This window comes from Chryseobacterium soli (genome assembly GCF_000737705.1).
GTDB classification, from domain to species: domain Bacteria; phylum Bacteroidota; class Bacteroidia; order Flavobacteriales; family Weeksellaceae; genus Chryseobacterium; species Chryseobacterium soli.
This window is the reverse complement of record NZ_JPRH01000017.1, coordinates 56,106-68,442: the sequence shown is the minus strand read 5'-3', so window position 1 is coordinate 68,442 and position 12,337 is coordinate 56,106. Positions and strand designations below refer to the sequence as shown.

The following is a 12,337-nucleotide window of genomic DNA, read 5'->3' as shown; positions in this document are numbered from 1 at the left end:
AAATTTCTTCAGAAAATGTTTTGTCGGAAATAAAAAACGTTATATATTTGCACCACTGAAAACAACGGTATCGCCGTTATTCAGGAGAGATGGCAGAGTGGTCGATTGCGATAGTCTTGAAAACTATTGACTGTAACAGGTCCGGGGGTTCGAATCCCTCTCTCTCCGCTACAAAAAACTAGTTCCATTAGAATTCTAATGGAACTTTTTTATGCATAAAAGTCACGGATAAAGGATGTGTCTTTTTAGGAATTAGATGGATAAGGTACCATATGGGGGAACTTTAAGATTTCATATCAACAATGCAGGCTTTTTAGAATCAATAAAATTGATTAATTCTTTGCTTTCCTTATGAAACGGCATTATCTAAATCTTTGCGTTGAAAAATGCGATTAGGTAGCCAGAAAGGGAAATGTATTTCGAATGTAGATACAATGTAATCGTCTTTACTTAAGTGAATACCAAAACATAAATCTTGAAAAAATAGTACGTCTTTGCACTAACAAATAATGTTTTGGAATAGCAAAGGCAACGATATTATAACCGCCTTACGCTCTTGCGTTAAAAAATCACACGTTAAAAAATGCATCTGAGAAGGTGTAAGAAAGAATCCCATGACAGATTCTTACATATTGATCATTGAATATAATCGTAAAGAAAAAATGACTGGTAGAACAAATGAATAATAATTTTAAGCACATCATATCGCAGAAATCCATGTACATAGCGATTTTGTCAGCTTGCCTGATCGCAGTTGCTGCATTCGCGGTGCTGAGTGTTCTCATTACCCACGACAGCCGGAAAAATAACGAAGAATTTGCCCGCAAAACATTTGTCCGGAAATATGAAACCGTAGAAAATGAGTTTCGAAATATAGAAGACTATCAATACCTGCTGCGTGCGCTCATTCAAAAAGACGGACTGAAAAACTACAAGGAATATTCTTCCGTTTTAAACGAAATGAACCGGAAACGAAATTTACTTCCTTACAGCTGGTACTCGTATGATAATCCTGTCACCGGAGCATCTGAAAGCAACAGCCCATTATCGGAAGTATTCAGGAAAAAAGAGAAAGGGGAGAACTATATCAAAATAAAAAACAGCGGTCCCGGACATTTCAGCGATTTTTTAATCACCCGGAAAGACAGCATTTATTGGGTAAGTTATGACTCTCTGGCTCTTCCTAATAAAAACAGACTCTATTATGGTTCTGCAGTAAGCCTGGACGATCTCCATCAGTATTTTATTAATATTGATAAGACACCTAACAATTACGCTTATGTTTTCACCAAAGAAGGGATTTGTATTACCCATCCGGACCAGAAATACTTAGGGAAAAATATTTTCGACTTTACCGATATCACCCCAAAAGATACCATAACCAGTACTACAAAATCAGGATACACCGAAGGAAGTACCATTTCAGAATATCTGAAGCTGGAAGTTACCCGTTTCATAAAACCTCTGAAAACAGATAATTTTGAAGGGTACGCCGTTGTAAATCACGTAAACTTCCTGATTGATGAAAGTGTGAATAAGACCAAGACCTATACCGTCTATATTTTCCTGGCAGCACTGTTTCTTATTGTTACCGTTTTTATCCTCTTTCACAGGGCTACCCAGCTTGCCTATCTGGAAAAAGAAAAAATACAGACCGAAAAAAATGTACTGCTTGTTGAGAATGAAAAAATGCACAGGGAAGAAGCACTGAACCAGTTGCAGCAGCTTAAAAATAACATCAACCCTCATTTTCTGTTCAATTCACTGAACTCTCTTTATATGCTGATCGGCATCAACAAAGAAAATGCACAGCGTTTTACCATGAATCTCTCCAAGATATACAGGTACCTTATCGTTCCTCCGAAAGAAAATATTGTTCCTGTGGCACAGGAAATTAAATTTATCCAGCAGTATATGGAGCTTCTTAAAAGCAGGTTTGATGAAGAGCTCGTGTTTGATATGGTCATTTTTAACCCTAAAAGTTTGGAAAAGAAGATTCCCTACTTATCCCTCCAGATGGTGGTGGAAAATGCCATAAAACATAATGTCGCTACGATAGATCATCCGTTAAACATTATGATAACGGTTGAAGAGGAAGGAATCACTGTAAAAAATACCTGGCAGCCCAAAACAGATGAATCGGTACAGGGTGCCAAATTCGGGATTGATTATTTGAATCAGGTTTATGATTATTTTAAAAAGAATTCTGTTAATATATCCGTAGATGGTGAATATTTCATATGTTTTTTACCATTATTGGAATAAAAAATGGAATCCACTCACTCCCGAAATACCACCTCTCACTCCCTAATACTGTTGAGATTATTTCTTTACCTATAGTTTTGCGAGCTGAAACTGAGATATCTAATAATTTGGAATGAATCGGACTATTGTAATGAAGAACTACAGACTGGCACTGTACTTAGGACTCGCTCTGGCCTCACCAGCAGCACTTGCACAGAAAAAAGATACCATAAAAACAGCTAAAGAAAAATCTGACAAAACAGAGGTTTCCTCAAAAAAAGCAAAGAAAATTGAAGATCTTATTAAAAAAGGAACCTATAAGAAGGGGATTTTTAATACGATTCAGGTAAAGACCGATGTGTATTTTGAGATTCCCGACAGTTTGATGGGACGTCAGTTTTTGGTAGTCAATAAACTGTCTCAGGTGCCGATGCAGGTGAATGAAGCAGGTTTAAATAAAGGAATGAATTATGAAAATAAGGTAATTTCTTTTCATAAAGATGCAGTAGCCAAAAAAGTTTGGGTAAAAACGGTGGTTCCGCAGGTATCATCTCCCAAAAACGATGTGATTACAAAATCTGTAAAAGATAATTTTTCAGAATCTGTGATCGAGGTTTTTGATATTGAAGCTCAAAATAGCGATTCTACGTCGGTAGCCATTAAAGTAAACAAAGTTTTTGACGGAAATCAGAAGAGCTTTAATGATGTACTGGCCAATGTAGGCCTTGGCGGATCGGTAAAATCAAGCCTCTCTTACATAGAAGGAGTGAAAACATTTTCTCAGAACCTTGTGGTGAAATCCCAGCTCACCACATCCGTGAATGAAGGAGGAGTAGATTTACCTGTAACCCTTGGTGTTACCAGCAATATCGTATTGCTTTCTCAGGTTCCGATGGCACCGAGAACTGCTGATCCGAGAGTAGGATTTTTCAGTGAAAAACATTGGGCTTTCAACGACCGCCAGCAGAAAATGGATGAAAAACAGTTCATCACCAGATGGCGCCTGGAACCTAAAGATGAAGATAAAGAAAAGTACCTGAGAGGGGAGTTGGTAGAACCAAAGAAACCTATTGTCTACTATATTGATCCTGCAACGCCGATCCAGTGGCGTGAAAAAATTATTGCAGGTGTATACGACTGGCAGGCAGCTTTTGAAAAAGCAGGCTTTAAAAATGCGGTAATCGCTAAAATGCCGGATGAAAATGACAAGGATTTTGATATTGATGATGTAAGGTATTCCGTGATTACTTATGTGGCATCTCCGAAATCCAATGCGATGGGACCTTCTGTAGTGGATCCGCGAAGCGGAGAAATTATTGAATCGGATATTATCTGGTGGCATAATGTCATGACTTCTCTTCAGGAATGGATGAGAATTCAGACCGGAGCGATAGATCCTAAAGCAAGAGGAAATGTATTCAGTGATGAGCATATGGGCGAAGCGATCCGCTTTGTTTCGTCACATGAAATAGGACATACCTTCGGACTGAAACATAATATGGGAGCTTCCTTTGCCTTTCCTGTAGAATCACTGCGTTCCAAGGAATTTACCGATAAAATGGGCGGAACAGCCCCTTCTATTATGGATTATGCGCGTTACAATTATGTCGCTCAGCCTGGGGATGGTGTTACTGCAATAACTCCAAAAATAGGAGTGTATGATAAATATGCTATTGAATGGGGCTACCGTTGGTACCCTGATGAAATATCCGAAAAAAAGGCCCTGAGAAACTTAATAGAGAAAAATCAGGATGACCCGATGTATTTCTATGGTGAGCAGCAAAGCTACCTGGAAACCATTGATCCGCGTTCCCAATCTGAAGATTTAGGAGATGATGCAATGAAGGCCAGCGAATATGGAATTAAAAACTTGAAAATTGTTGTAGACAACCTTCTGAAATGGACGTATGAAGATGGGAAGAGCTATACCGAGGCAGGTAAACTCTATTTGGGAGCGATCGGACAATGGGATCTGTATACGGGGCATGTAATGGCCAATGTAGGAGGGATTTATCTGGATAATACGGTTTTTGGTAGCAAGAAGAAAGCCTATGAAGCAGTTCCTGCGGAAACTCAGAAAAGAGCGGTTGATTATCTTATTAACAATGCAATACAGCTTCCGGAATGGTTATTTTTTAATCCGATTACTGAGAAAACCTATTCTGTGAAAAACTCACCGATGGGACCGTTTGAACAGACTCCATACACCTTAGCAAGAGGAATGCAGTATGGAACCATCTATTCCCTGCTGATGGATGACCGGTTATTGAGATTGCTTGAAAATGAATTGAAACATGAAGTTTCAGGTTCAAAAGAAGAAATCTACACCGTAAATAATTTATTTGATCAGTTAAGAACAGCCATTTTCAGTAAAAAAGGAAGTCTGACAATTCTTGAAAAAATGACGCAGAAAAACTATGTTGATGCACTCATTGTTTCTGTTAATAAATTATTCGAGAAGACATCAGTCAAAGCTTTAAAAGTAGACAACACCCTGAATATGCCGATGATATGTAATTTTCATGGAGAAGATCATGATCTGAGGAATATTAACTATTCATCCATGAAAAGAGTATCTGAAGTCACTACCTACAAAAGAGCAGAACTTCAGAAAGTGTTACAACTATTAAATACAAGACAGTACAAAGGAGATGATGCCTCCAGGGCTCATTACACAGACTTAATTATTCGTATTAAAGAGGCTTTAAACAATAATCAGCTATGAAAAAAACTCTAATACTTTTACCTCTTTTAGCGGCTCAGGTTGCGTTGGCCCAGGAGAAGAAAACCATTACAGGAAAGATCGAAGACGGCAATACGTTTCACGTCATGGCCGGAGCATCTATCAAAATAGAAACACAGTCTGTTTCTACCAAAACCAATCAGGAAGGAATCATTGAAAGTGTTTCAATAGGTACCGTAACCGATAAGAACGGGAAATTCATCCTGGAAATTCCTGCAGATACAAAATCTGTTATGGTGAGTTATTTGGGCTATGAATCCAGAATAATTCTGATTAATGAAGATCAGACCCATTATAATGTAACCTTAATGCCTGTCAGTTCTGAAGTTTCTGATAAAAATAAAATACAGGAAGTTATTATTACCGGATATCAGAAAATTGAAAAACGCAAGCAGACTTCTGCGGTTTCAACGGTGAAGATGGATAACATCAACCAGGCTGGGGTTGCGAGTGTAGACCAGATGTTGGCGGGACAGATTGCCGGGGTAGCAGTAACGCCTCAGACGGGATCTCCGGGAGGCCCTGCAAAAATAAGAATCAGAGGAACGGCTTCCCTTTCAGGACCACAGGATCCTTTATGGGTGATTGACGGTTTGCCACTGGAAGGAAATGATGTTCCCAATTTTACCGATAAAGACAATATAGACCAGCTTCAGAATTTTTCTATTGCAGGACTGAACCCTAACGATATCGAGGATGTCACCATTTTAAAAGATGCGGCTGCCACAGCTATTTATGGAGCCAGAGCTGCGAACGGGGTGATTTCTATTACCACCAAAAAAGGGAAGAAAGGAAATATGAGAGTAAACTTCTCAGCAGATACCTTCGTAACATCCCGCCCGGATTTTGATAAACTGAATCTGCTCAATGCCACTGAAAAAGTAGATTTGGAGCTTATGCTTGCCCAGCGCAGCGACTTGACGTATCGTGCAGATAAAGGAGAGGTGATGAGGATTTTAATGAAAAACGGACAGCTTGATGCCTTCAGAAGCGGAGGACTGGACGGACTGAATTCACTGACGCGCCAGCAGATCGACGGATTGAGAAATAACAATACAGACTGGGGGAAACTGCTGTACAGAACGGCCATCAATAAACAGTATGGACTAAGCCTTTCCGGAGGAAGCGACCGCTCAGATTATTACTTCTCTTTAGGATATTATGATGAAGAAGGAACCACGATAGGAACTGGTTTTAAAAGATATAACCTCACATTAAAGAACAATTATAAAATAAGCGATAAGCTTAATGCCGGAATATCAATTTTCGGGACACAAAGTGAACGTGAATCGTTTGTGACAGATGCTGATGCGTCTATTAACCCTATCAATTATTCAAGAAATGCGAATCCTTACCTTACGCCTTACAATGCAGATGGAAGCTACCGCTATGACCAGGATATAGATGGTTTTGAAAACCGGTATATTCCTTTCAACTTTCTGGAAGAAAGGAACAATACAAGTTATACCCTGAAAAACCAGTCCCTGAAAGCGATCATGGATTTAGAGTATAAAGTAGCGAAAGACCTGAAACTGACTTCTCAGCTGGGAATGCAGTACGACAGCAACAAGACGGAAAAATATGCAGGTCAGGAAACCTATTTTACCAGAAAAATGAGAGAAGGGACACGCTACTACAAAGATGGCGCGTACCGTTACTTTTTACCGGATGGTGGGGTAAAACAAAACTGGGACAACAGCTTTTTCCAGTACAACTGGAAGTTGCAGGCAGCATACAGCACAAAGATTAATTCCGTGCATGAAATTGATGTAATGGCCGGAACAGAAATCCGTAAAACAGAGGACAATACAACACTCACCAGAGCTTTCGGTTATGATGAGATTTCCAGAAGATCTACGGCAATGGTTTTCCCAAGCTCTAATTTTGCAGCAGAAAGAAAGTATGAAACGTACCGTGAAATGCCTCCGGTTGTGAATGCCTATGCGTCCATGTTTGCTACCGCGTCTTATACTTTTGCGCAGAAATATACATTTTTCGGAAGTGTGCGGTATGACGGAACGAATTTATTCGGAGTGAATAAAAAATACAAATACCTTCCGATATGGGCGGTATCAGGTTCGTGGCTGGTGACGAAAGAAAATTTCATGAAGGATCTTACTGCGATTTCTAACCTTAGATTAAGAGCTTCTTATGGTCTTCAGGGAAATATCGACCGTAATACGTCGCCGTTTTTTATCGGAGAATATTATGATACGACGATTCTTCCCGGGACAAAAGAAAATATTATTAACGTAGTCAGTCCTCCAAATGATAAGCTTCGTTGGGAAAAAACCACCAATGTCAACCTGGGTCTTGATTTAGGATTATTCCAAAACCGTATTAATCTTACGGCGGATGTATACAGCAGAAAAGGAACAGACATGATCAGTATGAAAGAAACACCGCTTGAAACGGGGTTTGAATATACTATGATGAACTGGGGAAGTTTAACCAACAAAGGATTTGAACTGGCAGTGTCTACAAGAAATATCAACAATGATAATTTCAAATGGACGACCACGATTAATTTTGCCCATAACAAGAGTAACGTACTGAGCGAGCAGCCGCGTGATAATGCATTGCTTCCTTCCCGTGAAGGACTTCCTGTAAACGCTGTTTTTGCATTAAAGACTGCAGGGCTGGACGAAAACGGAAATCCAATGTTCTGGAAAGGAAATGAAAAAATAAAAGCGGAAGATTTCTTCAAATTATTTGATGTATATGCTGATTTTCTTCCCGGCCAGCTTGTAGACACAAAACTTTCCAATGCGGAACTTAGAAATCTTTTTACATATGTAGGCGACAGAGATCCGAAATTTACAGGAGGGATCATCAATACCTTTAAAGTACGCAATTTCGACCTTACCGTTTCTGCTACTGTCAATTTAAAGCAGACCGTAATGAGAACACCTTCTTACCGCGGCATGGACTTAGACAGAGGGAGAAATTATACCAAAGATATCTACGAAGCCGGAAGTTCACTTCCTGGGATTACCAGTTCTGAAATGGACAGCAATCCGGGCTGGATGGCTAACAAATGGTTTGCTGATAACCGTTCCAATGCCTATAGCTTGCTTGATGTATGGGCAAAAGAAATCAGCTACGTGAGAATCAGCAGTATCCGTTTGGGATATACACTTCCTAAAGAATTTACAAGCCCTATGGGAATCAGCAGTCTTAGGCTGAGTGTTGAAGGGCGTAACTTATTTGTATTCAGCAATGGATATAAAGGATATTTTGATCCGGAAACCTATGGTAACATTTATGCACAGCCTATCGCAAAGTCAGTTACCTTAGGATTTAATATTTCTTTTTAAAACTTAGAGAAACATGAGAAAAATTACAACATTCATTGCACTCGCCGTACTCAGCTTTTCCAGCATCGGGTGTGATCGTTTTTTAGATATACAGCCTGAAGGAAAAATCATTCCTACCAGTGTGGAAGATTACCGTAAAGTACTTACCTCGGCATATGCAAAATATCCGATTCATAAATCATTAACAGCCCTTCGTACCGATGAGGTAAGCCTGGATGAAAATGTAAGTGATTTTATCGCTTACCGTGAAATTGCGATGTGGAAAGATTCCAATACCGACCAGGCAACGACTGAGTTTCCGTGGGTAGGTTTTTATTCGGTGATTTTTTATCTGAACCAAATCATCAATGAAGGAAGTAAAACGATGAAAGATTCTCCTGAAAAGCAGCAGATCCTCGCAGAAGCGTATGCCCTGCGTGCCTATTCTTATTTTGATATGGTAAATCTGTACGGGAAACCGTACAACAGCGCTACAGCTTCTACAGACAGAGGTGTACCGATCACCCTGGAAATTGATCTTGAACAGGTATTAAAGCCATCTTCCGTACAGGAAGTCTATAATCAGATTCATGCCGATATGGAACAGGCAGAAGAACTGATGATAGAGGAGCAGCAGCCTTCCGGTATCCATTACCGGTTTTCAAAAATAGCATTGAAGGCACTTCAGGCAAGAGCGGCCCTGTATCAGAGCGACTGGAATGGAGCATTAAACTTTTCAAACCAGGTGCTGGCGGTAAAAGGACAGCTAAGCAATTTAAATACATCTACTACGGCGCCTAATCATTATGCTTCGGTAGAATCTATTATGGCTCTGGATAATGCTTTGAATACCAATGTGCAGAATGTATCTTTCGCCACTCCGGAACTGCTTTCAAAATATAATACGGCTACAGATAAAAGATTTGCCCTGTATTTTGAGAAAAACGGCAGTAAGTATAAAGTGATTAAAGGGGGAAGCTCGGATTTCAAAGTGTCTTTCAGAACGGCAGAGATGTATTTTATAAAATCTGAAGCATTGGTAAAACTGAACAGGCTTAATGAAGCCAAAGAAACCCTGCTGACGGTATTGAAAAACAGATACAGTACAGAAGGATATCTGGCTGTTCAAAACACCATCAATCCAATGAATACTTCTGATTTCATGAATTTTCTCATGGATGAAAGATTCAGGGAATTTGCACTGGAAGGACAGCGCTGGTCTGATTTAAGACGGGCAAACCAGAAAAAAATTACCCATACCATCAATGGGATCGATTATATTCTTCAACAGAATGACGTGAGATACACCATAGAGTTTCCACGAAGTGCCAAGAAGAATAATCCCTTTTTATAACATTTCATATTAACAACCCCTGAAACCGCTTGAACTTAATCATTTTAGCGGTTTTTTCGTACTTTTGCAGGGTTATGAGAATTGCGATTATAGAAGACGAACTGCTGGCTGTTAATTATCTGAAAGATCTTTTGGATCAGCAAAGCATCGTTCCTATTACCGAAACGGTGATTCTCCGTTCAAAGAAACAGGCAATAGATTTTTTCGAAACCCATTCCGCAGACCTTATTTTTATGGATATTCACCTGGGTGACGGGATGAGCCTGGATATTTTTGAGCATATGGAGCTCTTTACGCCGGTTATTTTTATCACTGCCTTTGATGAATATGCGATGAGAGTTTTCAGGCATTTCACCATAGACTATCTTCTAAAGCCTTTTGAACAGGATGATCTGCATCAGGCATTGCAGAAATTCATTTCCATAAAAGGAAATTTTGATCCTGAACCTGTACTGAAATCTATTTCCACGTTATACCAGACCGATAATCCTGAAAAAATGAAACGTTTTATGGTTCGGGAAGGAAATAAACTGAAGTCGGTAGATGAGCATGATACGGCTTATTTTTTTGCCTCCGGAAAATACCTTTTCCTGACCACAAACGATAACCAGACCTATATTTATGACGATACTATTAAAGATATCATCCATAAATTAAATCCGGACCGTTTTTTTAAAATTAACCGAAAGTTCATCATTAATAAAAATGCTATTATTGAAATTATTAAGCATTCCAGTCAGAAAATAGAGGTGAAGCTTTCTCCAACACCTGAAATTAATTCCGATGTATTCATCAGCAAAAGACAGATCACGGAATTCTTAACCTGGCTGAAAAACTGATGGATAAGTTTTGTAAATTTGATTGTTAACTACAGTTATTTCAATACATCCAATCATGATAGACGAGAAAATCATAAAGATACTTTCCAGAATATACTTACACAGCAATCAGGAAAATTACGACTTTGATAAGAGCGTTGGCACATACAAAATTCCTGATACTCTACAAGAAAAGGTTCTATTACAAAATAGTGGTGTTGAAATCAATAGAATTACCCATTATCAACACGATACTGTTGTTAAAGAATTGAGGAAACTTATTGCTGATAACGATATACGTGAAATTTCTTATCACCTTTTTCTAAAAGCAATCGGAACAGGTTTCCACAGAGGATTACAGCCTGTCATCAGTTATTCGTTTGCTGCCCATATACCAGACCATACTTTTGAAACGTTTGAAGATGAAAGATTTCGCAATCCATGCAGGATTTGCGGAATAACCAAAGAATCCTGGGAAAATGACGGAAAAAATTTATACGATCTGTATATCGGATATTGCAGAATTGGAGGCTATACAGAAACACTCTTAGACCTTCAGGAAGTCCTCACATTTGAAGATATACAATCTACAGAAAATGATCTGAAAATTTTCCATAAGCTCATTGAAGCTATTGATCATGCACCGGAAAATGAAACTCCGACTGAGTTATTGAATAGAATTTCCAAAGAAAAACTACTGCCGAAAAGCAATACTACTTCGAGAACCTGGCTTATCAGGATTTTGGCAGAATTAGGGATCATCAGAAACAGCCTTGTGGCTGATTATAGCTCATTAAACGGTTTTATTCCTTACTGGAAGAAGCTGGAATGGGAGTTGGAGTTGCATAATAAGGCACCCAACCATCGTACAGAAGTTAATTTCCCACTTTCAGCTTGGCGCGGTAAATTAGGGGTAGATCATAATGCTGTTAAGCAGCTATTGAAAATAGATAAAACAGATCACACAAATTAAAGCTTATCAGCAGTACATTAGTTTTTATAGTTTTAATCACAATATGTGGTACCTGACAACTGATTTTTATCGAACAGTTTTTCCTTTTACGATCTTCTTTAAAAGTATCGATCTTTTTTGTATTTTGGCCGTCTGTAAACAGGCGGTACCAATGGCTCATACATAAGTTTAGATATGATTTTTACCGTCTGATTATAATTTGAACTCTTATAAAAAGATGATAAACCATTTATATTGCATGAAAAAAACTATGATGATGCTTCTTATCGCAGGAGCTGCCTTTCTGAATGCCCAGAAAATTGAGATCAAAGATGACAAGGTTTTACTGGATGGTAAAGCAATTCTTAAATCAGAGAAGATCAATGTGTTCCAATATTCATTTTATACATTAGATGACAATGAAATTGTAATGTTCAGAATGTTTGACAACGAAACTCCGCAATATCAGGCTGATGATTATTATGTAATCAACTTTATTGAGCAAAGGGTTAAAGTTCAGTGTACCGATTTCAGCCGGGTAGTGAGTGGATTGGGAATGAATTCTAAAAAAAGCATGGAGAAGCTGATGGCCTGGCTTTTCAAAGAAAAAGTATTAACTCCGGAGGGAACAGTGAATCCGGATAGAGTAGGCGTTTTCTATGATAAATATGATGAAAAAATTCTGGAGAGAACAGTAAGATAAACAGTAGTTCGGAAGATGCTTATCGTAATTCTATAAAGATTTTTGTTCGATGGTCTTACTTGATGATTTTTTATTGAAAAATTTGGTTCTTCGAATCTGAAATATAAGTCTGATTGTCAGAAATCAACGTTGAAAACTGTGATTTTTTTAGTGAAGATGCCGAAAAATATTTTGCAGATAACAAAAAACTTTTTATATTTGCACCACTGAAAACAACGGTATAGCCG

At 38.6% G+C, this 12,337-nt stretch carries 7 protein-coding genes and 1 tRNA gene; all 8 read left to right on the top strand.

The window, feature by feature from the left end:
- Positions 1 to 83: 83 nt before the first annotated feature.
- The 8 genes from IW15_RS21575 (at position 84) to IW15_RS21540 (ending at position 12,110) form a co-directional block, all read left to right on the top strand.
- Positions 84 to 168 (top strand) — tRNA-Ser (locus IW15_RS21575).
- Between the two features lie 510 nt (positions 169 to 678).
- Positions 679 to 2,265 (top strand): sensor histidine kinase, encoded by a 1,587-nt coding sequence (locus IW15_RS21570; RefSeq protein ID WP_034715638.1) that lies wholly within the window; start codon positions 679 to 681, stop codon positions 2,263 to 2,265.
- 112 nt (positions 2,266 to 2,377) lie between these two features.
- Complete coding sequence (locus tag IW15_RS21565; protein WP_034715635.1) at positions 2,378 to 4,969, top strand: zinc-dependent metalloprotease; 2,592 nt, start codon at positions 2,378 to 2,380, stop codon at positions 4,967 to 4,969.
- Positions 4,966 to 8,304, top strand: a complete 3,339-nt coding sequence (locus IW15_RS21560; RefSeq protein WP_034715634.1) for a SusC/RagA family TonB-linked outer membrane protein — start codon at positions 4,966 to 4,968, stop codon at positions 8,302 to 8,304. The genes IW15_RS21565 and IW15_RS21560 overlap by 4 nt, the downstream gene beginning before the upstream one ends.
- Before the next feature lie 13 nt (positions 8,305 to 8,317).
- Positions 8,318 to 9,637 (top strand): RagB/SusD family nutrient uptake outer membrane protein, encoded by a 1,320-nt coding sequence (locus tag IW15_RS21555; protein ID WP_034715631.1) that lies wholly within the window; start codon positions 8,318 to 8,320, stop codon positions 9,635 to 9,637.
- Positions 9,638 to 9,711: 74 nt separating this feature from the next.
- Complete coding sequence (locus IW15_RS21550; protein ID WP_034715630.1) at positions 9,712 to 10,476, top strand: LytR/AlgR family response regulator transcription factor; 765 nt, start codon at positions 9,712 to 9,714, stop codon at positions 10,474 to 10,476.
- A 55-nt stretch (positions 10,477 to 10,531) separates the two neighbouring features.
- Positions 10,532 to 11,428, top strand: a complete 897-nt coding sequence (locus IW15_RS21545) for a hypothetical protein (RefSeq protein ID WP_034715629.1) — start codon at positions 10,532 to 10,534, stop codon at positions 11,426 to 11,428.
- A 238-nt stretch (positions 11,429 to 11,666) separates the two neighbouring features.
- Entirely contained in the window at positions 11,667 to 12,110 is a 444-nt protein-coding gene (locus IW15_RS21540; protein ID WP_034715627.1) for a hypothetical protein, read from the top strand.
- Positions 12,111 to 12,337 lie beyond the last annotated feature (227 nt).

What these genes read in the sequence shown, in the direction of transcription:
- IW15_RS21570 (WP_034715638.1), top strand. Translation starts at nt 679, where the DNA reads ATGAATAATAATTTTAAGCACATCATATCGCAGAAATCCATGTACATA.
- IW15_RS21565 (WP_034715635.1), top strand. Translation starts at nt 2,378, where the DNA reads ATGAATCGGACTATTGTAATGAAGAACTACAGACTGGCACTGTACTTA.
- IW15_RS21560 (WP_034715634.1), top strand. Translation starts at nt 4,966, where the DNA reads ATGAAAAAAACTCTAATACTTTTACCTCTTTTAGCGGCTCAGGTTGCG.
- IW15_RS21555 (WP_034715631.1), top strand. Translation starts at nt 8,318, where the DNA reads ATGAGAAAAATTACAACATTCATTGCACTCGCCGTACTCAGCTTTTCC.
- IW15_RS21550 (WP_034715630.1), top strand. Translation starts at nt 9,712, where the DNA reads ATGAGAATTGCGATTATAGAAGACGAACTGCTGGCTGTTAATTATCTG.
- IW15_RS21545 (WP_034715629.1), top strand. Translation starts at nt 10,532, where the DNA reads ATGATAGACGAGAAAATCATAAAGATACTTTCCAGAATATACTTACAC.
- IW15_RS21540 (WP_034715627.1), top strand. Translation starts at nt 11,667, where the DNA reads ATGAAAAAAACTATGATGATGCTTCTTATCGCAGGAGCTGCCTTTCTG.